The organism is Lysobacter sp. K5869 (assembly GCF_018847975.1).
Taxonomy (GTDB): domain Bacteria; phylum Pseudomonadota; class Gammaproteobacteria; order Xanthomonadales; family Xanthomonadaceae; genus Lysobacter.
This window is the reverse complement of the sequence record NZ_CP072597.1, coordinates 4,658,671-4,681,224: the sequence shown is the minus strand read 5'-3', so window position 1 is coordinate 4,681,224 and position 22,554 is coordinate 4,658,671. Positions and strand designations below refer to the sequence as shown.

Here is a 22,554-nt window from a genome sequence, read left to right as displayed (position 1 = left end):
TTCGAGGATAATAGAGATGCCTTCTAGTCACCGCCCAGCTGTTGAGGCGCCTCGGGCTCTGGCCAAAAGCGGTTGAATTGCGATGAGCCTTCTCATCGCTTCCGATAGATAAAGGCGCTTAGCAACGTGCGGTACTACGTTGCTCTTCGCGAATAAGGAGACTTCATGTCGAGATTGCCACCGCCGCCCATGCCCTCCAAGTTGCTCGAGTTGCTTGGGGACTATCCAGAGCATATCGAGCGCTTAAGAGAGATTCTGGATGAATTTTCGGAACGGAAGCCGCGGCTACAGCCATTCGATGAAGCCATCTGGGCATTGCAGAGCAGACTTGGAGCATTCATCCAGGAGGCTAGGGATGAGCTGAAGCGCGCCGAAGCGGGGGGCGATGCGACGGAGATCGCGAAGGCAGAAGCGAAGTTGAGCCTGATGTTCTCGGCGCACTCCGGAAATATAGGTCTGAGCGGTCGCTCTTTGGAGGGACTATGGCGGTATTTCGAGAGCAATAAGGACGCTTTCGAATGAACGCCTCAGACAGAATGCTGGATGCGGAGGCGCATTCGCGAGTTTTTATCCAGAGGATCGTCCCCGATAGCGGTTTGAATGAGGCGACTGCTCAGAGCAGGCCTCGAGCCATCTATCTCGCGGGGCAGCCGGGAGCCGGTAAGGGTGGTCTCGGTGTTGCGGCTGAGATCGAACTCAGGCACGACGTCGTGAAAATCGATCCCGACGAATTGCGGGATGGTCATCTCGAGGTAGATAGGTTCCGTAGTGAAAGACCCTATACATGGTCCGGCGACACCCATGGCGATGCGAGTCAGTGGGCTAGGGAATTGCGTGAGGCCGCCATCGAGGGCAAGAAAAACATCATCGTCGATACGACGTTGGGCAATGGCGAGGCCGCCGTCAGCCAGATACGGGAACTTCAGGCCAAAGGGTATGAAGTCGAAATCCGTGCGATGGCTACCCATAGAGTCGAGAGTGAGCTCGGAGTCGATAAGCGTTTCACGGACGGTGTTGCCAAAGACGGTTATGGGCGTTACGTCCCGCAGGAAGTCCGTTCGCACGTCTATGAGAAGTTGCCTGGAAACCTCGATCATGTGCGTGCCGAAACAGGGGTGCCGATACGCATCTTCAATCGCGAGGGCGCTGAGCTATACGACAGCCGCGCCAGCTCGCTTGCGCCCAGCGAAGCGATGGAGCGCGCTCGGGAAGCACGACTCAACGATCCCAAAGTCACGCGGCGTACCGCTGAGTCTTTGAAAGAACAGCAGGCGCTGCATCAGGAGCTCCCCGAAGCTCTGTCCCGAAATTCCAAGGTCCAACCCGCCACTGCGCAAGCGCTGCTCAACGAACGCAGCGAGCTCAAAGTGGTGGAAGGAGTCGACCGCTTGGCCACCGAAGCCGCCAAGATCGACCACGCCGTCCGCGTCCGCCCAGCCACCCTCCGCGGCGCCAGCGCCGCCGGCGCCCTCGGCGTCGTCGCCACCGCTTACGACGTCGCCGACACCACCCACGATGCGGTCCGCCTTTCCAACCAAGGCAATCAATTCGGCGCCGAATCCAAGATCGTCGGCGCGGTCACGCGCAATGTCGGCGGGCTGGGCGGCGTCGCGCTCGGCAGCGCCGCCGGCGCGGCCGTCACCTCCGAAACCGGCCCGGGCGCGCTCGTCGGCGGCGTGGTCGGCGGGATCGCCGGCGCGGTCGCGGGCGACAAGCTCGCTGAGTGGATCGACCAGCACCGCATCAACAACCAGGACGACAAGCAAGGCAACACCTGGACCTTCAACCCCAAGCACCCCGAGCAAGGCTGGACCCGGCGCGAACTCGACCTCGACGCCATGCGCTACAGCGAAGGCGTGCCGGTGCACAAACCCGGCGTCATCAAGGCCGATGCGGCGCTCTCGGACCAGCTCAACTACCAAGCGTCCAACCGCGCCACCGAGCTCGCTTTGTCGGCCCCGCCCAAAGCGCAGAACCCTTACGAAATCCCCGCCAACGCGCACGACCCGCGCAGCTTCCGCGACAGCCCCTGGGAGCGCAACGCGCAGACCCAGCAATGGACGCGCCACGTCGCCGAGGGCTACATCGACAAAGGCGTCATGCAGATCCGCACCGACGTCGCCACGCCGCAGCGCGCCGCCGAGTTGGAACAGCAGTCGCAAGCGATCATCGCCAACAACGCGACCAAAACGCCCGCCGCGCTCGCCGCCAGCTATCAGGCCGCATACGACCAATACGACTGGCAACGCCACGGCAAAGTCCCGCCGGCGGTGACCGACGCCGCGCGCCATCCCGGCCGCCTCGTCGGCTCCGACGGCGACACCTACGAACGCAGCAACAACGGCCAATGGACCAGCCGCGGCATGGTTTGGGACAGCAAGGCCGAGGGCAACCTCAAGCGCGAACTCGACGCCACCTTCGATCGCCAGCAACAAACGCTCAAAGTCACCACACTCGCGCCCGTCGAAGTGCGCGCCGATGCCGAACCCGCGAAAGAAACCGCCGCCGCCCGCAGCGCTACCCCGGAAGACATCGGTCACCCCGAACGTCCGCTCTACGAGAAAGTGCGCGGCGCCGTCGAACAATTCGACCGACAGATCGGCAAAACCTGGGACGCGCAAAGCGAGCGCATGACGGCCAGCGCCCTGGCCGTGGCCGTGGAAAAGAAATTCGACGCCAAGGACGACATCCGCCTCGCCTTCAACGCGCCCGCGCCCGGCGTGGGGGCCGGTGAGATCGTGCACGTGTACCGCGTCGGCCACCCCTCGCCGGACCCGGCCGCGCACCACGCCAGCATGAAAACCGCCGAGGCCGTGTCGGTGCCGGTAGAAGACCGCTACCGCCAAGTCGAAGCGACGCGGCTGGCGCAAGCGGAAACCACGCAGCGCGAACAACAGCAAGAGCAGACACGCAACCAAAGCGTCGCGGGGCAGGGCGGACCGAAGATGACGGCGTAACCCACGCCGGCCGGCGCCAACACCCGTCGCGCCCGCAACGCCATCGCCCCGCGAGACGCGCGCACCGCACGCGCGCCGCGTCGCAAGCCCGGCCCGCGCGCGCCGCGAATCTCCCGGGACCGTCGCCGCCCAGTGCCCAGCCGCCCCCAGCGTCGGATAATCCCCCCATGACCATCACCCTCACCGACTTCGCCCGCCCGCGCCTGTTCCCGCGCGAACCGCGCCGCAACACCATCCAGGACATCACCGCCGAGCAATTCGAGCGCCACCTCAACGAAACGCCGCCGCTGATGGTGCTCGACGGCTACGCCCCGTTCTGCAAACTCCACGTCCACCGCAACTGGACCAGCACCCGCTGCCTCGCGGTGCCGATCACCGACGCCAACCGCCACCTGCTGCGCAGCGGCTACGACGCGCGCACCAAGGACGAACTGCCGGTGCTGGTGCGCTGGTTCGAGGACATCGACCCGCCGGTGGCGGAGTACCTCATCGTCATCCTCTACAGCCGCGAGCAACTGGCCAAGGAAGGCACCGTCACCGACGCCGACTGGGGCGTGGTCGGCTGCATGTACACCGCCGAGCCGATGGAAACGCCGATGGCGCCGATCACGATGATGCGCAATGCGCTTGGCGTGGAGGAGGGCGGGTCGGGGGTGTCGTTGGATCGCGAGGCCTATCGGCGCAGCGTCGAATTCTGGAGCACGCACGCCAACTGGCGCGGATGAGCCCGCGCGGCGGTCGATCCGTCGCGCCCGCGCACCCGCGGAGCCCCGCCGCGGCGATGCCCGCGCGGTAAGCTAAGCCGACACACACACCGGCCGCGGCACCGCGATCGCCCCCGCGGCCGACCACAGGGAAAGGGACCCGAATGGCCGATGTAGTCGCACTGATGTTGTCGCAAAGCGGCGGCCCCCCGTTCCACTCCGTCGGCTACGTCAACCACGCCATCGGCCCGATCCTGACCCGCAACGGCTGGAACGTGCGTTCGTTCGAGCCGCCGCGCAACGACCTCGGCGAAGAAGCCATGCTGCCGTTCGGCCTCGCCGGCCAACTCAGCCGCCTCGACGGCGACGCGCCCCCGCACATCGCCCTGTACGACGCCACCGGCACCGCCGTGCGCTCGCCCGAACGCGGCTGGGCGCGCCACAACGCCGTGCTGTACCACGGCCTGGCCTACGGCACCGGCGCCTGGATGGCCAACCCCGCCGTCGACCTGCACCTCGCCAACTCGCCCTATCTCGCCAGCGTCCTGCGCTCGCTGTTCGCCTTCCCCAACTGGCGCCAGCGCCGCGTGCTCAACCCGCGCGGCCTGATGCGCACCCGCTCGATCCGCCTGCCCGTGCCCAGCGTCGAACGCCGCGACGGCCACCCCGGCTTCGCCCACGGCGCCGACCTGCCGACCGCGCTGCTGCGCGAACTCGACAGCGGCGCCACCGTCTGGGGCCACGCCCTGCAACCGGGCAAACAAGACTGGCTGGCGACGCTGAGCATCCTCTACTGGCTCAACGAACTGCGCACCGCACCGCTGCCGCGCATTCGCCTGCTCGTCTCCGAACACTCGCTCACCGACGACGTCCGCCGCGGCCTCGACGCCATGCTCGCCCCCGCCGGCCGCAGCTGCGCCGACTACTTCGTGCGCGTCCCGCACCTGAGCCAAGCCGCGTTGTTCCGGCTGATGCGTGGGTGTCGGTTTGGGTTGGCCTATAACCGGTTCCCGGAGCCGTTTGGGTTCTATGTGCTCGAATCCGTCCACCAGGGGTGCCCGGTCTATACCAATGGCGTTGGCAACAATCGGCATTTGTTGCCGGCGGAGCATGGGATCAACGTCTATGAGACGTTCGATATGGTCGAGGATGCTCGGGGGCAGCGGGATCCGATGGCTTGGCGGGGTGTTGCTGAGCGGATTTTGCGGGATTTGGGGCAGGGGGAGGTTGTGCTGGCTCAGTGTGAGCGTGGGGCTCGTGTGATCGAAAGCACCTGGAACCTGGGCAACTTTGAAAGTGACCTCACTCAAGCTTTACGTGATCTCGATGACGTGGCAGAACCGGAGATCGGACTTGACGCGATGCGTGTGCGTCTGGGGCCGGGGGTGCGTGGACTAGATGCGGCGACGGGGCGGTGTCTTAGTGACTATGTGAGTCGCAGGTTAGCGCCGGGAGCGGTGGAGGCAGTCGTGCGAATGCAGGGGCGGTTGTGTGGGGAATTGAAGGTAGACGAAGTGGAGCGTATGGAAGGAGAGTTTGGTTTGCTCGCCAACGGCATCCTGGCAGTAATGAGGGATTAAATGAGTCAGCACTAGCTGCCTTTGGCGCTGATAGTCGAAGATAAACGTCACCTACTGTGCGCAGCGACTGTAACGCGCGCCATTGCCTGGCGCGGCGTGAAGGTTCGGGAGGAGTGATCCGTCAGCGGGGGAGCATGATTCCCGATGGTCGAGTGCAGCTGTAGAAAGAGGGGGGCTGAGATTGGCCGGGGATGCCGGTGGATCGCTTGGGGCGTATACATTGTCGATTCTTGGTGAGGCGCAGGCTGCGCTTCAATTCTATTCGTGATTTTAGATTGAGGATGTGTCTATGCACGGGCCGATAATTAAACGATTTAAGATAAATGGGTTGTATGGGTACAAGGATGTCGAAATCACATTTAATGACAATCTTTTGATATTGATTGCTGGTAACGGCTCCGGAAAGACCACGGTTCTAAACGCGCTGCATGCGTTTCTGCGGAGAAGATTTTATCGATTGCAATCATTGGAGTTTTCGTCAATTGAGTGCGAATTTTTTGCCCTTGATCATTCGGTAGAGTTAAGGAAAGAAACAATAGGGGCGACTAAAAATGACACGCACGAACGATTGGCCAGATTGGCGCATGAGTCTGGGGTTTCGGAGGAGGATCTCTATGACTTCATATCAAGTGATTACATCAGCGGAAGAAGTGCCGCCTCGGTGCGGAATAGCTCAATAATTAGAAGATTGTATACGAATACTTCAATGGATCATGCTGATATTTATTCTGTTCTTGATGATATTGCCGCTGGCCTTTCTTTCAATAACACGATTGAGTTAAGGCAGGTTGGTGATGCCGTGGGCGCTGCCTTGGGGGAGGTGGATATACTTTATTTACCGACATATCGGCGCATCGAGAACCCTCTTTTGAGTCCGCGAGCAAGGAATAGAAAGGGGCATGTGATTGGCGCGGCACGGCACATGGCGACGCTCAAGGCCAGTGCTTCTCTGGATACCGGGAATATTAACTTTGGTTTGGAGGATGTGGAGCTGCGTCTCGCTGAGCTTTCAGATGAGGTTGAGAGAATATCGAATTTTGAATATAGGAATGCGAGCGCGACTATCATCGATGATGCGCTGTCGGGAAGTATTAAATTTGAATCGCCATCTCGCGGCGCTTTGCCTGACCTCGATTCTCTCAAGCGATTTTTATCGCGCGTGTCACGCGATTCAAGATCGGTTGTAGATAGTTACAAGGTGCCGTCTATTTCGGACACCCAAAACGAAAAGCGCATATCCGCTATCGCGGCGTTGTACGAGTCTGGCGATATTTCCAATGAAGATCAGATACTACTTCGTTATTTTCTGAGGCGTTTAGGAGGGGTAATTGAGAAGACAAAGGAAACTGAGGCTATGCTTCAGCGCTTTGTGGATGCGTGTAATAGTTATTTAAGTGATTCAAATGAGGAGAAGGTTTTTACTTACGATCAAAATTTAATGCAAGTTGCTGTTATTAATTCCTGGACGAGTCGGCCTATTCCACTAAGTCAGCTCTCTTCTGGCGAGAAGCAAATTGTCTCTATTTTGGCTAAGTTATATTTATATGAGAGGCAGAAGCTTGTTCTGGTGGATGAGCCTGAGCTATCGCTTTCGATAGAATGGCAGAGACGAATTCTGCCGGATATGCTCCGTTCCGGGTCTGTATGCCAATTGCTAGCAATTACTCATTCACCGTTCGTTTTTGATAATGAATTGGATCCTTATGCGGGCACTTTGAAGGTTGCTAAGAATTCGCAGGGGTTGTTCTAATGGCGGAAATAACGGGGGATTATTTGCGCGCTCAGCGGCATCGGCCTGTGGTGCTGAAGACAGCTCTCGCGCGATTGAGGGGGGTGCATAAGTGTGCGTTAGTTTTTGTCGTCGAAGGAAAGGAAGACTTGATTATTTATGACATCTGGCTGCGTCGAATATCTGCGGATTTGCATTGGGAGTCGTTAGTTGCAAAGGGAAAAGCTAACGTTTTGGAATTTCGGGAGATGTTACTCCGAGATAAAACAGGGCTACATGCGTGCACTTATTTCATTGTTGATCATGACTATGATGGCTTGCGAGATGCGGAATACGGCAGTGATATATATGTCGCGCCATTCTATTCTGTCGAGAACTTGCTTGTTAACTCCCAGGTCCTTGAGTCTTTATTGAGAACGGACTTGAATTTTATTCTTGATCCTGAGCAAAAGAGGCGGCTGGTTGCTCAGTATGAAAGGGTTTTGAACGATTTCACTAATTTGGTTTTGCCAGCTTGTTATGTCTTGTACGGGGCTGTGGGGCAGTCTGTTGGCAACGTGAACATATCTGATGGCGCGCTTTCGGCAATTGATATTTCATTGAATGGCGTTGTTGTTCGAGATGCGCAGCGTTTAGATTCTTTAGTGAAGACAGATCGTCCAGTGTCAGACGATGCTATTGAAAAGGCGCGGAATTTTTTTGGGTCTATTCTTGCGCAAAACTGGGTGCGCGGGAAATTTGTTTATATTTTCTTTAAAATTTGGGTGCATTTAGTTTATGCGGATATACGCTCGAATCAATCTACACTTGTCGGGGGGGCTGTTGCGGATTTGGCATTTTCCCCGGCAAGTCTCGATTTTAGAAGTTTGGCTGCGAGGTCTCCCCTGCCGGTTGGATTGGAGGATTTTGTAATGTCATCCGAGCGGGAGTGCTCGATGGGCTGTAGTTGAGTGTGTTGTTTGTTTTTTGATTTTTTTGGCCAATTTTTTCAAGAGTGGCTTGGGGGTGATTGGTTTATTCTTTTTTTGAATATTTTGCCTTTGCTGTTAGCGTCGAGAGCCAGCCAGCCAGGAGGTTTTCTATGCATAAGCAGCCCGTTCTAGCCGGATCAGAGCGCTTTTGCTTTTTTTCGGTCGATGTCTGTCAAGACTTGGTTCAAGCTCGTGATCACTTACGCTTGCTGGCGCAACTCACTGAACCGCGCGGCGAGGCTGTGTCGGACGTGATGTATCTATCGGCTGAAGCATTGGCACAGTGCTTTGATAGATTGGCGAGTGATTTGGACCGAATTATTCAATCGGTTACTTTTCCTTCCTCAAGTAAGTAATGGTGGGTCCACTGTGATGCCAGCGAAGCGCTGGTTTTGAATGATTTCGAGTTGGCATGTCTTGGCACTTTTTTTCACCCAAGAAATCCCCGACTCCAGATCGCGGCGCTCTCCGACTCCCCACAGCACCTCCACTTTCCGACGATGTCGCCCGCCGTCAATCCGACGAGCAGTCCATCGAAATGGAGCCTCCCATGAGCCTTAATCTGATTCATCTAGACGTGACCGAGGAACAAGTCGCCACTGCGCAGGCGGCATTGGATCAACTGGAATCAGCGCTGTCCGGCCTGATGTCGCTGTCGCCTGACGAGCGCCGCCGCCTCAACAAGATGGGCGCGAAGTCCGAGGTGTTCTGTCGGCAGGCTCTGCGGGTGTTGGAGCAGAACCAGCAGATCGTGCCGCCCAGCCTGGACCTGCCCGGGGCGCAGTTGGATCTGCGCACGCTCGACCGCCTGCGTCCGCTACTTGATCGCTTGCAGCGTCTGGCCGAGCGAGGCGACGACACCGAGACCGCGCTCGGGGCGGATTTGATGGCGTTCGCGCTGGAGGGTTACGGGTTGCTCAAGGTGTCCGGGAAGAATCAGGGGTTGGACGGGCTGCGTAAGGAGATGTCCGCGCGTTGGGCCAAGCCGCGGCGTGAGGCGGCGGCACCGGCGGAGTGAGCTAACCGCGCGCGCTTCGTTCGCGCCCGGGAGTATCGATAAGCCGCCTTCGGGCGGCTTTTTCGTTGGGGCGTGGGCAGGTGGGGCGCTCGAGAGGGGCGGCGGGTGAAAAGGGGGAGCGGAGGGCGTGGACGATTGCCCGGTTAGGAACTGGACGACCCGTACTGTTAGGGGCGGACGAGTCGACAGAGGCTCCGCGAAAGCCGGCGCGGGACTCGTGAAGGCGGCGACGGCTTTCGCGAGTCTGAAAACCATTCTCGAGAGAGCGAATTCGGCTTAATCGAGTCACGTGTTAGCTCTCGCGAGTCTGAATTTTGCTCTCACGAGAGCGGTTTTCAGACTCGCGAGAGCCAGCGTCGGATTCGCGAGTCCCGATTTCGCTCTCGAGAGAGCGAAATCGGCTCTCCGGAGTCCGAATTTCACTCTCGCGAGTCTGGCGTTTGCTCTCGCGAGTCCGAAATTCGCTTTCGCGAGTCGCTGGCGCGGACTCGGGAATGGAAAAATTACTTAACTTATGTGCATGGAGCGAGGGCGGCTAGCCTGCGAGCGTTCCCTCGGTATCATCGCGAACGTCGCCACCGGGGAAACCAGCTCGTGCATCCGACGATTCCGCGCCTCGACCGCTGTGCCTGGGGGTGGTTGTTCGCACCGTTACTTGCATTGTTTGTGTGTTCGGCGACCCAGGCGCAGCCGGCCGACACCGCCGCCGATCAGACCGACCGCGCGATGCGCGCCTACATCGCCCGGTTCCGCGTGCCCGGCGCCCAGGTCGCGGTGGTCAAGGACGGCGCGATCGTGTTCTCGCGCGCGTACGGCTCGGCGAACGTCGCGCTGGATGTGCCGGCGACGGTGCAGAGCGTGTTTACCCTGGCGTCGATCAGCAAGGCCTTCACCGGCGTGGCGGCGATGCAGGCGGTCGAGGCGGGCAAGTTCGATCTCGCTGCGCCGATAGCGACTTACCTCGACGGTTTGCCCGAGGCTTGGCGCGTGGTGACGGTGCGGCAGTTGCTCAGTCATACCTCGGGCTTGCCCGATATCAATCGCGCGCCGACGGTGGAAACCGATGCGGTCCAGGCTTGGAACTGGGCGTTGGCGCAGCCCGTGCTGTTCGCGCCGGGCGAACGCTTCCACTACTGCCAGACCAATTACACGCTGATCCAGCGCGCGCTCAATCGGGTCTATGGGCGCGAGGAGGATGCGACGGTGGCCGACGCGCAGCTTGCCGCCGCGGGCATGGGGCACAGCCGCTACGGCGATTCACGCGATGTGATCGCCGGTAAGGGGCCGGATTATCAGTTCGTGCGGTCCGCGCCGGGCGCGGCCGGGGTGCTCGAACAGCGCTATCCCGTCTCGCTGCCGTTCAAGCGCGCGTCTAACGGCTTGGTCGGCAACGCCGAGGACGTGGCGCGTTGGTTGATCGCGCTGCAGCAGGGAACGCTGCTCGGGCCGGAGGCGGTCGCGACGATGTGGACGCCGGTCGCGTTCAACGACGGACGCGCGGGGCAGTGGGGCCTGGGGTGGACGATGTTCCCGCGAGGGGCGGGGCACCGCGCGGTGGGCATGACCGGCGGCGCGCGTTCGGCGTTTTATCTGTATCCGCAGGACAACGTGGCGGTGGTGATTCTGACCAATCTGTCCGGCGCTTATCCCGAGGACGAGATCGACCGGATCGCGGGGTACTGGGCGCCGGCGCTGCGTCCGACTGGCGTGCCGGCGTTGCGCATCGCGCTCGACGACGGCGGCTACGGCCGGGCCGTGCGCACGGCCCGCGAGATCGCGCGGCGCGATCCGTCGCAGCCGTGGAACGAGGCGGAACTCAACGATTGGGGCTATCGCCTGCTGCACAGCGGTCGCCCGCGCGAAGGCTTGGCGATCATGAAACTGGTCGCGGCCTTGTTCCCGCGCAGCGGCAATGCCCAGGACAGTCTGGGCGAGGCGCATGCGCTCAATGGCGAGAACGCGTTGGCCATCGCGCACTATCGGCGGGCGTTGGCGCTCGATCCGGGCAACAAAGGCGCGGCGCGGCAGATCGAACGGTTGCAGAAGGCTTCGCCGGGCGGGCGTTGACGGTTTGCGTTTGTGGCGGGCTGGCGTGGGGCGTTCGGCCGGGAGCGGTGGCGAGAGCGAGACAGCGCGCGGTGCGGGGCTCGATGGTGTTCGCGCTTGAAGGCCGCGGCGCTGCTTGAAGGGGGCGGCGTTGCTTGAACGTGTCCGATCTCAGCGCGGGATGGGCGGGTTGCGCAAGGCAAGGTCGGCGCGGTCGGCGCAAGTCGCTTTAAGCGGCGGCGCTGGCGCAGTGATCCGGTCGCGTACGCCGCACTCGCGCCGGGTTGTAACGATCAGCCGCCTTCGGGCGGTTTTTTGTTGGGGCGTGGGTGGGTGTGGCGCTCGGGTGGCACGGTGGGCGCTGGGGTTGAGCGGATGAGGCGGACGGTTGCCCGGTTGCGGCTGGGCGAGCCGCGATGTCGGAGGCGGGGTAGTTGACGGCCCCCGTCGTTTCTTCGCGGGCCAGCCAAGCGTTCGCCTCTCTGCATCTGTCGCCGAAGCGCTCCCGCGTCCTCGCGCGTCCGGATTTCACGTTTTCAGAAAGACGCGGCGCGGCTAGGCACGTCGAATGCACAAGCCGCGAGTGGTCTTCGCGCCGCGTTGCTAGCGTCGGCTTGCGCGCGATCCGCGCGCCATTACTGGGACAAGGACCATGTCGAAGAAAGACGTTCACGTCGTACCGCACCCCGAAGGCTGGGCCGTCAAGCGCGAAGGCGCCGAGCGAGCCAGTTCCGTGCACGACCGCAAGGTGGATGCCGAAGCGGCGGGGCGGGATTTGGCGCGGAAGGATGAGGTGGAGCTTGTCATCCATGGGAAGGATGGGCGGATTCAGGATAGCGATAGTTATGGGAACGATCCGAGTCCGCCTAGGGATGAGAAACGCTGATTTGTTGTTTCACCAAGGCAATCTACCGAGGGGGTGGTATGGCTGCACAGTTGAATGGAGCGTCTAGTGGTAGCGGGCTCGTCAAGTACGTTTTTATTGGCCTTGCCGCAGCGTTGAGTGGCACTTTTCTCAAATGGGTCCAGGGGGTGGGCGAATCGAATGTGTTCATTACGTCGCTCGCCTATTTGCTATTTACTCTGCTTCCTGCGGTGCTGACTTACATTTTTCTGGCTCGCGACCAAGAAAAGAAATTAAATGAGGTTGTGAATAGTCTGGATTCCGCAAAAAATCAATTGAGCGAGTTGAGGCGCGTTTTTGAAATTGAGAAAAATTATTACGCCAATGAGCGCCTTCTGAATGTCGAGCGTCGAGTTATCGAGGAAACCGGCTCCAGCATGCAAGAGGTGGCGGAACTGGTTTCCGCATTTGGCGATAACGACGTAGCTCATGTAAAGCTTAAAGAGCGTTTCAGGCTTCATGCAAAATCAATAATAACATTCGATCGCGCATTTCAATTCGAAGTTGAGCAAAACTTTAAGAATATTAGCCATGTAGAAAACGAGCATGCTCAGATTCCGCACGACAAGCGGGATGAAATTATATATGAGAGTGGCAAGGATCGGACCGAAAAACTCTCGCAGAGATATCAACTTGGGACAGTGCTAGAAGGAATAAAAACGCTTACCGATCGGTCCGCGGAGATCAAGAGGTTGGCAGCCATGACTCATGAAGGTGTAATTAAGGCCTTGGAGTCGGATGATAATTCGAAGGGGGGCGTCTGAAATGGACGGAGCAGGTGCTGGCGGTTTGGACAGGACTTCGAGTCGGGTATTTGGTGAAGCCAATGCTTTGCTTCAGATCGCGATAGACAAGGTATCGGCTGCTCGGAGCGCAGGTAACAGTCGCTCGAAAGGATACGCATCATTGACGGTGCTTATAGCTGGTCTGGTCTTTCAAAGTGGCGGAATTTTCGCTTTAGGGAAACTCGCGCCTACTATTCAAGCTGATTCATCAAGTGCAAGGGCGGCCATGTTCACAACGTCCGAAGCCGGGCTGATAAGTTCCAATCTGGGACGGATTAAGGCTAATGTCGACGAAATAATTGTGGTGAAGAACAAAATTGCGCCGTCAATGCCGGTTGATGCGAATGCCCTGGCAATTAAATCGGCGGCTGATGATTTGCAGACACTTCTTGCCGAGAAAGGTGGAGGGAAGGTTGCTTCGAAATAATAAATCGAAACAGAAGGCGCCCTTGTTGGGGGCGCTTTCTTTGTTCTTTCGCCGTGCGAACCAATTAGGTTTTATAAGGCTCTGCGAGAGGGTGTAAAGAATGAAAGTGCTACAGAAGATTAGGTGGGTCGCGCCTCGGGAATTTGGCTGCGGCATTTCGTATCCGAGCTCGTCTGTCCCATGAAAAGTGGTAACTAAAGCCGTGAGGACACGATTGCACACTCACTCTTTTAACATAAAAAAGGGATGGTCGTTTGGACAAGTTGATCGAGCTTTGGCCGAAATATGTGGGGTCGCCATGGCTGATGCCGCTCTCGGCGTTTGTATTGCTGCCCTGGATCATAAAAGGGCTTTTCAGTCTGCAGCGGTCGAGAAGTCAGGATCGCAAGGATTTCCTCGATCTGTGGGCCAAGCGTGATCAGTCTGACAATCTCTGGCTTCAGGTTGCCGTAAAACACCTGTTTCGTGAATATCTGCCGGTCTCAATTCTGCGTTATTTGATAGAGCGGCCTCAGGCTGGGCGTGCGCTCATCGAGGTGTCCGAAGTCTGGCCCTTGATCGACTGGGACGATACATCAGGCTGTTTGTTCTGGCGCGACGCGAGTCATTTCCTAAAAGTGAAGCGAGTGCGTGACTATCGATGGAGCCTAGCTGGATACTTTTTTTCGGCTGCCGTCACGCTAACCGGGCTCTGGCTTGTGCTCGCCGGACACGTAGAGAGCGGGTGGGTGGAGTGGACATATTTGTTTGCCGGGATGGTAGTCACCGGGCACTTGCTAGTTAGGCAGGAGCGATTGAAGACCGCTGAAGAGGTAATTCCTCGTTGGCTAGGGGAGATGCCTTGGAGGGGCGGGGGTTGCAGTCATGATGAAACGAATGGGGCATCAAGCAAGCGACGACGAGCCAAGCAGTTCAAGCGTTAGACGTGAGCGCACAATTCCTTAAACCTTCTGGTTACGAGTGTTTCCAGAAAACGCCCCGACTATCGGGGCGTTTTTATTAGGCCTCTGGCTTACGGACTAGTCCGCAACGTCAACGAATACGCCGTCAAAATCGAATTGATCGGCGTGTAGTAGCTGTTACCGCCCCCCGTCCGCCCCTGCTTGCCCTTGCAGCTACCGCTACCACCGGAAAGCACACCCTGCGCTTGCCCAACGCTGGTAATGAACGATCCACCCGAGTCGCCGCCTTCCGAGCACGCGGTGGTCTGCGTCAGCCCAGTGACTGTGCCGTCCGGCGCGCCGGCGTCGTCCACGTACGACACGGTGACGTTCTTGCTGCGGATCGCGCCGCAGCGCCAGCCGCTGGTGCGGCCGGAGCGGCACAGGGCGGCGCCGACGGCGCCTTCGGTGCTGCCTTTCACGGTGACGTCGCCGCTGCCGTAGCCGTAGACGCTGGCGGACAGGGTGTGGGTGCTGTCGACTTGCACCCAGCCGCGGTCGGGGCCGGTCTGGTTGTTGTCGGGCATGGTCGAGGCGGCGAAGCTGCCCAGGCGTACGCCGGGCACCCACTGCGAGTCTTCGTTGTAGACCACTTCGCCGGCGGTGCCGCAGTGGCCGGCGGTGGCGAAGCCGGCGGTGGTGCCCTTGGTGACGGAGAAGCCGACCGAGCAGGCGTAGAGGTAGCCGTCGCCCGGGTCGCGCAGGTAGCCGCGGCCGCCTTGGATGGCGAGGCGGCGTTGCGGGGCTTCGGCGAGGGTTTCGAAGCGCACCGCGGTGCTGTCCAGGCCGCTGCGGGCGACGAAGTCGACGGCGGCGTCTTCGGCGCCGGGGGCGACGCCGACGATCACGCTGTTGCTCGGCAGGTCGACGGCCCAGCTGTAGACGCCCTTGGGCGCCTTGCCGTTGCGCGCGAGTTGGCTGTCGAGTTGGCCCTTGGCGGCGTTGAGCGCGCTCAGGCTGTGGCGGGCTTGGCGGGTTTCGACGCCGGCGGCGTTCTTGCCGGCCTTGATCGAGGTGGTGGCGGCGACGAAGCCGAACGAGCCGTCGGCCTTGCGTTCGAGCCAGGCGCCGGCGAAGTGGCGGCCGAGTTGCTGTTCGACGGTCTTTTCTTGCGAGGCGGCGAGGCGCTCGGCCTTCAGGTATTGGGCCAGTTCCTTGCCGGACAGGCCGAGGTCGCGCTGCAGGGCGGCTTGCAGGCCGGGCGACAGGTCGTCGGCGGCGAGGGCAGCGCCGGAGGCGGTCAGGGCGAGGGCGGCGGTGAGGACCGAGAGACGGATTTTGCGCATTTCCGGAAACTCCTTGGGCAAAGAAGGGAAGTGCAAAGACGGCAGGTCGGGCGCGGCATCAGTCGGCGGGGGCTGGGGTCGGCTGGCGTTGGGGGAGCGTTTTGGCTTGCCGTAATGGTTACAACGGGGACGGATTTGGGGGTCCCTACCTCTGGGTGGGTTTTGGGGCACGGTTTGTTTGCGATTTGTGTCGCGGTTTGTGTGTGCGGAAGTTCGGTTTGGGTAGATGAATGGTTTGTGCGATTGGGGTTGTGGGGGACGGGTCGCGGCTTACGCCGCTCCTACACGGGGCGCCGGGTGTAGGAGCGGCGTGAGCCGCGACCGCGGCAATGCGACTGCGTCGGGGTTTCGGCGCGAGCGTGAGGCGGCGCGGTCGCGACTTGCGTCGCTCCTACAGGGCTTCGGGTGAGTTGCGAGGTCCGACGGTAGGAGCGGCGTGAGCCGCGACCGCGGCAATGCGACTGCGTCGGAGTTTCGGCGCGAGCGTGAGGCGGCGCGGTCGCGACTTGCGTCGCTCCTACAGGGGCTTCGGGTGAGTTGCGAGGTTCGACGGTAGGAGCGACGCGAGTCGCGACCGCGACGGTGCGGCAGCGACGAAACGTTCGCTCTACGCGAATGCCGCCGCACTGCGCTTGGATTGCCCGCGCAACCATCGATGCGGCTTGCACGCGAATTGCGGCGACGAAAAAAAACGCCCCGGCAAGCCGGGGCGCTCGGAGTGTCGCGGCCGCTCAGGGGGTTATGACGATCCGATTGACCCCGCCGAGTTCGTGCGCGCTTCCGGCCTTAGCGGTCGCCGGCTTCGTGCAGGTGCTGGTGTGGTCGACCGCGTTGGTGATCACGCCGTTCGCGTCGGTCAATGTGGTCCGCCACCGGAAGGTCGCCGTCGCCATCGGCGAGGAGGGCGTGCATTTGAAGTTGAACGTCAACGGGGACGGCGCGGCGGACGAATAGGTGCCGTTGTAGTCGCTGCACGACCAGCCGCTGGCGCATTCGACGATCTTAGTCTTGCGTTGCACCGGAAACTTCGGCGTTCCGTCGTAGAAGACTCGAGCGGGAATGTCCACGCCTTGCGGTCCGGCCACGTTCGCCAGCGACAGGATCTGGAATCGCTTCCCGTAGTTGGCGATGTGCGCTTGTTTCTCGTCGGCGCACAGCGCGCGGCGCTGGATTCCCAGCGGCAAGCTGTAATACAGGGCGCAAGACGCGTCGTCCCCGACGTCCTCGAGCCCTGTCACGTGGCCCAACTCATGCAGGATGGACGACTCGAAATCCAGTTGGTCCGCAGGCGTGGGGTTCAAGCCTGTGCAGCTGAGCTTGGCGACCGGCGAGCTGCCGGTTTGGTTGATCCGGCGTTTGTCGACCGTGATGTCCGTGTTCTCGATGAGTTTCGTCGAGGTGTTGACCCTCACCCTCGTCGTCATGATGGCGTTGGGGTTTTGCGGCGTGCCGTCTTGAACCGTCACGTTCTGGTCGTCGAACGTGGGCGTTTGTTCCTCGAACCTGGGTTGAAACGACGCGGTATTGAGTTTGAAGTCGAAGTCCGCGTAGACCATGTTCCAGGCGTTGGCGGCGACGATGGTCGAGCTGATGCAGTCGGTCGGAATGGAGTTGTGAAAGCCCACGGTGATCGAGCGCGTGCCGTATTTTCCGTAGATGACCGGCGGCGTGGCGCTCGCGACTCCCGTGGATGCGGCGATCGCCGTCGCCAATGCGATTCGCAGGAGACCGGATTTCATCGCGCGCCTCCTGCCTGGAGGGCGGCCTTGGACTGGTTCAAATCGGCCTCGATCGACTTGAGGTCTTTGGGCGCGATGCCGGACAACGCCGGGCCGGGGCCGGGAAGCAACGCGCCGGTCTTGGACACCTCATAGGCCAGATACGGCAGCGCGCTGAAATGGCTTTCCGGCTGTTTTTTCTGCAGGGCTACGTACTGCTCGTACCAGTTCTTGGAAAGCACCAGCAGATACGTCTTCCCGGGCGCGAACCGTATCTCGGAGAAGTCGATCCGCTCCAGGCCGTTGCCCAGGGGGCCGGAGCTTCGCGGAACCAGGATCACGTCGCCGGCGGCGCGCGTTCCTTTCAGGGATTTCACGACCGTGAAGGGGATTTCCGAGAGGAAGCCATCGAGTCGGGCCTGGCCGGTCCGCGCTTGCGCGGCCGTGGCGACGACGACGGTGTCGGCCAGAAGCATCTGTTCGGACGGGCTGGTGTCGATTCCTTCAAAGAACCGAAGGACTAGATCGAACAAGTCGGTGCCGTGTCGGCGCAACGCGTTCACCTCGGACGGCGTGAATCCCAGCGCGGCCAAATCGATGGCGGCATTGCGCGACGCGGCGCTGTTGGCGGCGGCTGCTTTGTCGACTCCGATCAATTGCCGATACGCGTCGAGGCGCCCGCGACGGGTCAGCGCTTGCAGGCGCTCTTGTTGATACTGTTGTGCTTGTTGACGCTGGGTATCGGGCGTCGGGGTCTTGAGTTGCGCCTGCGCTGGGGCGGTCGCGCCCATGGCGCCTATCGTCGCCGCAAATAATAGATTTCGCCACATTTCACTTTCTCCATGTGAGGGGCATCTTGCTCATGCTCGCGCGGTTGCGTTGCGTCCCGCGCGATGCATCTTGCAATGGCGGGCTTGTGGCGTCACCTCGATCGTCCCGCGAAAGTTCGAAAGCGTGCGATCCATCCGCGACGTATCGCCGCAGTTTGAGCCGCTTCTGCGCGACTGCTCGGGAGCTGCGAAAAAAAGCGCCCCGCAGAAGCGGGGCGCTCAGGGGGAGGTTCGGTTGCGAAATTACGGGCTGGTGCGCAGCGTCAGGCCATACGTGCTGAGGATCGAGTTGATCGGCGTGTAGTAGCTGTTGCCGCCGCCGTTGTTGCCCTGGCTGCCCGAGCAGCTGCCGCTGCCGCCCGACAGCACGCCCTGCGCTTGGCCGGCGCCGGTGATGAACGAACCGCCGGAGTCGCCGCCTTCGGCGCAGGCGCTGGTGCGGGTCAGGCCGGTGACGGTGCCGTCGGGGTTGCCGTTGTCGTCCTGGTACGAAACCGTGACGTTCTTGCTGCGGATGGCGCCGCAATGCCAGCCGGAGGTGCGGCCGGAGCGGCACAGCGCGGCGCCGACGGCGGCTTCGCTGCTGCCGCGCACGGTGACGTCGCCGCTGCCGTAGCCGTACACGCTCGGCGACAGGGTGTGGGTGGTGTCGACCTTGACCCAGCCGCGGTCGGGGCCGGTGGCGGTGCCGCTGGGCATGGTCGAGGCGGCGAAGCTGCCGACGCGCACGCCCGGGTTCCACTGGCTCACTTCCTGATAGACGATCTCGCCGACGGTGCCGCAATGGCCGGCGGTGGCGTAGCCCGGGGTGCTGCCCTTGGTGACGGTGAAGCCGACCGAGCAGGCGTACAGGTAGCCGTCGCCCGGATCGCGCAGCATGCCGCGGCCGCCTTGCACGGCGATGCGGCGCTGCGGGACGTCCTTCATGGTTTCGAAGCGCACGGCGCTGGCGTCCAGGCCGCTGCGCGCGACGAAGTCGACGCCGGCCTCTTCCGCGCCCGGCGCGACGCCGACGACGACGCTGTTGCTCGGCAGATCCACCGACCAGCTGTACACGCCCTTCGGCGCCTTGCCGTTGCGCGCGAGCAGGCCGTCGAGCTGGCCCTTGGCGGCGTTGAGCGAGGCGAGGCTGTTGCGCACGCGGCGGGTTTCCACGCCCGGTACGGCCTTGGCGGCGGTGTTGGCGATCGCGGTGCTGGCGGCGACCAGGGCGTAGGAACCGTCGGCCTTGCGCTCCAGCCACGCGCCGGCGAAGTTGCGGCCGAGTTGGGTCTGCAGGGTCTGTTCCTGCTTCGCGGCGAGGCTTTCGAGCTTGAGGTATTGGGCGAGCTGAGTGTCGTTGAGGCCCAGGTCGCGCTGCATGGCCGTCTTCAACGCGGGGGCGAGGTCGTCGGCGGCGAGGGCCGAGCCGGAGGCGACCATGGCGACGGCGAGGGCGAGAACCGACGTGCTGAACTTGCGCATATCCGAAAACTCCTTCGAACGAATAGGGAGGGATGCGATCCGTGGATGCGGCGGTACTGGCAGGTCGTTGGTTCGCGCACTTGCTTGTGCAAGGGGTGTGCCCACATGCCGCACTGACTAGAACGCCGCCTTGTCGAGCGGCCCCTACCCATGAAATGAGACGTTCTTGTGGATTCAAGACATCCGCGAAATCGCGCGGGAATCGTGAAGAGAATGAACGTCAACGGCGAAGCGTGATGGAGATGCGGATAAGGGTTTGCGCGATGAGGCGCTTCTCCGCGCGGGCTTAGCGCGCGCTGAAGTCGCGCCGCGAAGCGTGACGCGCGCAAGGCCGATAGCGGCCGCGGTGCATGGAAAACAAAAAAGCCCGCCGGTGTGTCCGGCGGGCCTCGTCGCGATGCGCGGACGCGTCGCGGCCGCGGGTCAGAGCGCGACCTGGATCGTCTTCGACCAGACCACGCCGACCGGCGCGTTGGGGTCCTTGTAGGTGTACGGCGTGCCGCCGACGTCGACGGCGAACGCGGCCGGGCCGCCCCAGTTGATGCCGACCAGGGTCAGGTCGTACTTGCCGGGCGGCAGGATCGAGTTGAGGTTGACGGCGTAGGCCACCGGGTCGTTGTAGCCGGAGCTGATGTGGCAGACCTCCGAGGCGCCGGCGCCGGTGGAGGCGATGATGTAGAGCTCGTTGTCGCACTGGCTGATCTTGATCGCGGTCTTCATGCTGCGTCCCCTGTGTGGTGATGGATGTGGCGGTCGGTGCGGCGAAGCGTCGGGCGCCGGCGCGGTGCGGGCGAGTCGCGGCTTCGCTGCCCGCGCAGTATTCGCGCCGGCCGCGCGGCGCATGGGCTCAGTTCGGACTCAGCGCGGGATCAGTTCGGCGATGCGGCGTGAGCGCTCACGCCGCGGGCGCGATGCGGACCAGCGCGGTCACCGGCACGCCGAAGCAGCGGGCCAGTTCGTGGGCGATGCGGAAGCGCACGGCGCGGCCGGATTCGGCGCGTTTTATCGTGGCGACCGAGACGCGGATGTTGCGGCGCCAGCAGTCGTCGGCGAGGTCTTGCTGGCTGAGCAGGCGGCTTTGGCGCAGGCGGCGAAGTTCGGCGCTGTCGAGCACTACTTGGCCGCGTGCGCCGGGCGATGCGGTGCGGGGCGGGTTCGGATCGCGGCGGGGAGCTCGGGTCTCGTCGTCGCCCGATTCGGGTTCGGCTTCGGATTCGGCGACGGCGACGGCGTCGGAGGCTGATGCGGAAACGATCGTGGCGTGCATGGCGCGCGGTCCTTGTGGGCGATGCGACTGGGCGCCGCGGTCGCGGGCCGCGCGTTCCATCCTTGATCGCGAGGGCGAGAGGCGGGGGCGGCCGGAGCTGCGGCGTAGCGGCGATCAGGATCGCGTCGGGCGGGACATCGCGCCTTTCGGAAATCTGCCGGTTTCGTTCGGTTTCGCCAGCCGTCGTCTTACGTTTCCGGCGCGCGCGGCGAATTGCGCGCGGCCGCATGCCGCGAGTGAGGCGTGCGTCGCGACAATGCGGCGCGCGGGTTAGCGACGGTTAGTCGTGGTCGGGCGGACCGCGGGCCGCATGCGCGGATCGCGGTGCGAAGTTCGCGAACGCGTTCGCCGATCGCGGCGGCGGGACACGGCGCGCAGGCGGAACGCGTTCCACCTGCGCGCCGCCGGCTCACCGGAAGTAAAGATCGATCACTTTGCGCAAATTCGGCAGCGCACCGATCATGGCGCTGGGGTTGCGCAGGCCGGTCAGCCACAGCAAGTCGCGCATCTGCGCCGGCGTGAGCGTTTGGCCGCGCCGCTTGGCGATGCCCGACAGCGACACCACCGCCGCGGCGACCATCGGCGAGGCGCTGGAGGTGCCGGCGAAGCCCCGGGTGTAGTTGGCGTTGGCGCCGGCGTTGTGGAGATCGCCGTAGCCGGCGGTGGTGACGCAGCGGCCCCAGCCTTGCAGGTTGAAGCGCGCGCCGTAGGTCGAGAACGGCTGGCGGTCGAGCGGCGCGACGCTGTCGCTGCACCAGCCGTTGGACAGCGGACCGCCGGCGCCGACGATGATCGCGCCCGAATCCGGACGGCCGGCCGGGAACGGCGAGCCGAAGCAGGCGGCGTTGTCGAGGTTCATGGCGCCGTTGCCGCCGGCTTCGACCACGTGGATGCCCTTGTTGGTCGCCACGACGATGGCGTCGTACACCGAGGGGATCCATTCCACCGGCACGAAGCCGTTGCAGTTGGCCGGGCCGACCGCCTGCTGCTCGATCAGCATCACGTCGCCAGCGCGCAAGCCGTTGGCGGCGACCAGGATGGCGTTGGCGACTTCGTAGCCGCGCTCGGTGTTCATGACGTTGGTGATGTGCGCGCTGGCGCCGCGCACCAGTCCGCTGACGCCGATGCCGTTGGCGTCGCCGACCAGCATCGCCATGACCGCGGTGCCGTGCTGCAGATCGTTGTAGGGATCGACCGGCGTGCCGTTGCCGATGCGCGCGCCGGGCAGGCGCAGCTTGGAGACGTCTTCGTGGTTAGTGTTCCAGCTGTATTCCAGGTCGAGCACGCGGATGCCGGCGCCGTCGCCGCCGGGGAAGCCGCGCGCGTATTCGATGTCGATGCCGTAGTCGTAGGCGGAGTTCTTGTAGTACTGCTGGTTCTGGAAATCCGGCGTGGCCGGCGGCGGCGCCGGCAGCGGCGCGGGGTAGGCGGTTTCGACCGCGGGCAAGGCGTTGAGTTGGTCGATCACGCGGGCGATGTCCTGGCCGGGCTTGACCCGCAGGCGGAACCATTGGCCCAGCTCGGGATGCGGGTTCGGCGCTTCGGCCTGCGCGCTCTTGGCCAGCGACGACAGCACCGCGGCGTCGGGGAACAGCGCTTGCAGCGAGGCGACCGGGCCGGCGGCGCCGGTCAGCGCGTCGATGGCGTCGAGACGGCCGTACTTCGCCGACGACAAACGACCCGATTGCAGACGTACCTGCGCGTCCGGGGCGAATTTGACTTCGATGAACTCGCGCGAGTCGTAGCGGCCGAGTTGGGTTTTGATCGGCTTGGGCAGCGTCTGCCGCGGCGGCGCTGCGAGGGCGACGGCGGCGGGCAGGACGGCGAGGGCCAGGCACGGGGCGAGGAAGCGCAGCAGGGGATGGGAACGGGGGCGATCGCTAAGCGGCATGGAAGAGACCTGTGGCGGTGAAAGGACGTACAGCGT

19 protein-coding genes are annotated in these 22,554 nt (G+C 62.3%); 12 read left to right on the top strand and 7 right to left on the bottom strand.

Annotated elements, in window-relative coordinates:
* Window positions 1-189 precede the first annotated feature (189 nt).
* The 12 genes from J5226_RS19595 to J5226_RS19540 all read left to right on the top strand — a co-directional run bounded on the left by J5226_RS19595 (window position 190) and on the right by J5226_RS19540 (window position 14,044).
* Complete coding sequence (locus J5226_RS19595; protein WP_255322860.1) at window positions 190-522, top strand: hypothetical protein; 333 nt, start codon at window positions 190-192, stop codon at window positions 520-522.
* Complete coding sequence (locus J5226_RS19590; RefSeq protein WP_215836215.1) at window positions 519-2,957, top strand: zeta toxin family protein; 2,439 nt, start codon at window positions 519-521, stop codon at window positions 2,955-2,957. Before J5226_RS19595 ends, J5226_RS19590 begins: the two co-directional genes overlap by 4 nt.
* A gap of 167 nt (window positions 2,958-3,124) precedes the next feature.
* Window positions 3,125-3,682 (top strand): DUF3228 family protein, encoded by a 558-nt coding sequence (locus J5226_RS19585; protein WP_215836214.1) that lies wholly within the window; start codon window positions 3,125-3,127, stop codon window positions 3,680-3,682.
* A gap of 143 nt (window positions 3,683-3,825) precedes the next feature.
* A complete protein-coding gene (locus J5226_RS19580; protein ID WP_215836213.1) occupies window positions 3,826-5,241 on the top strand; it encodes a hypothetical protein in 1,416 nt (471 codons plus the stop codon).
* A 289-nt stretch (window positions 5,242-5,530) separates the two neighbouring features.
* Entirely contained in the window at window positions 5,531-6,991 is a 1,461-nt protein-coding gene (locus J5226_RS19575; RefSeq protein WP_215836212.1) for an AAA family ATPase, read from the top strand.
* Window positions 6,991-7,920: a DUF4435 domain-containing protein gene (locus J5226_RS19570; RefSeq protein ID WP_255322859.1), complete on the top strand. Its 930-nt coding sequence runs from the start codon at window positions 6,991-6,993 to the stop codon at window positions 7,918-7,920. Before J5226_RS19575 ends, J5226_RS19570 begins: the two co-directional genes overlap by 1 nt.
* Before the next feature lie 571 nt (window positions 7,921-8,491).
* Window positions 8,492-8,959 (top strand): hypothetical protein, encoded by a 468-nt coding sequence (locus J5226_RS19565; protein WP_215836210.1) that lies wholly within the window; start codon window positions 8,492-8,494, stop codon window positions 8,957-8,959.
* Between the two features lie 666 nt (window positions 8,960-9,625).
* Window positions 9,626-11,026, top strand: a complete 1,401-nt coding sequence (locus tag J5226_RS19560; protein WP_215836209.1) for a serine hydrolase — start codon at window positions 9,626-9,628, stop codon at window positions 11,024-11,026.
* Window positions 11,027-11,657: 631 nt separating this feature from the next.
* A complete protein-coding gene (locus J5226_RS19555) occupies window positions 11,658-11,891 on the top strand; it encodes a DUF2188 domain-containing protein (RefSeq protein ID WP_215836208.1) in 234 nt (77 codons plus the stop codon).
* A gap of 38 nt (window positions 11,892-11,929) precedes the next feature.
* Entirely contained in the window at window positions 11,930-12,673 is a 744-nt protein-coding gene (locus J5226_RS19550) for a hypothetical protein (RefSeq protein WP_215836207.1), read from the top strand.
* Between the two features lies 1 nt (window position 12,674).
* Window positions 12,675-13,121, top strand: coding sequence for a hypothetical protein (locus tag J5226_RS19545; protein WP_215836206.1), 447 nt, complete (start codon window positions 12,675-12,677; stop codon window positions 13,119-13,121).
* 254 nt (window positions 13,122-13,375) lie between these two features.
* On the top strand, window positions 13,376-14,044 hold the full coding sequence (locus J5226_RS19540; protein WP_215836205.1) for a hypothetical protein: 669 nt from the start codon (window positions 13,376-13,378) through the stop codon (window positions 14,042-14,044).
* Window positions 14,045-14,133: 89 nt separating this feature from the next.
* Here J5226_RS19540 and J5226_RS19535 read toward each other — a convergent pair whose 3' ends face one another.
* From J5226_RS19535 to J5226_RS19505, 7 genes are all read right to left on the bottom strand, one after another.
* Window positions 14,134-15,348, bottom strand: a complete 1,215-nt coding sequence (locus tag J5226_RS19535) for a S1 family peptidase (protein WP_215836204.1) — start codon at window positions 15,346-15,348, stop codon at window positions 14,134-14,136.
* Between the two features lie 731 nt (window positions 15,349-16,079).
* Complete coding sequence (locus J5226_RS19530; protein WP_215836203.1) at window positions 16,080-17,087, bottom strand: hypothetical protein; 1,008 nt, start codon at window positions 17,085-17,087, stop codon at window positions 16,080-16,082.
* Window positions 17,084-17,857 carry a hypothetical protein gene (locus tag J5226_RS19525; protein ID WP_215836202.1) on the bottom strand — a complete coding sequence of 258 codons (774 nt, stop codon included), beginning with the start codon at window positions 17,855-17,857 and terminating at the stop codon, window positions 17,084-17,086. Before J5226_RS19525 ends, J5226_RS19530 begins: the two co-directional genes overlap by 4 nt.
* Before the next feature lie 282 nt (window positions 17,858-18,139).
* On the bottom strand, window positions 18,140-19,360 hold the full coding sequence (locus J5226_RS19520; RefSeq protein ID WP_215836201.1) for a S1 family peptidase: 1,221 nt from the start codon (window positions 19,358-19,360) through the stop codon (window positions 18,140-18,142).
* A gap of 423 nt (window positions 19,361-19,783) precedes the next feature.
* Window positions 19,784-20,080, bottom strand: a complete 297-nt coding sequence (locus J5226_RS19515) for a hypothetical protein (RefSeq protein ID WP_215836200.1) — start codon at window positions 20,078-20,080, stop codon at window positions 19,784-19,786.
* Between the two features lie 175 nt (window positions 20,081-20,255).
* A complete protein-coding gene (locus J5226_RS19510) occupies window positions 20,256-20,627 on the bottom strand; it encodes a helix-turn-helix domain-containing protein (RefSeq protein WP_215836199.1) in 372 nt (123 codons plus the stop codon).
* Between the two features lie 409 nt (window positions 20,628-21,036).
* Window positions 21,037-22,518 (bottom strand): S8 family serine peptidase, encoded by a 1,482-nt coding sequence (locus J5226_RS19505; protein ID WP_215836198.1) that lies wholly within the window; start codon window positions 22,516-22,518, stop codon window positions 21,037-21,039.
* Window positions 22,519-22,554 lie beyond the last annotated feature (36 nt).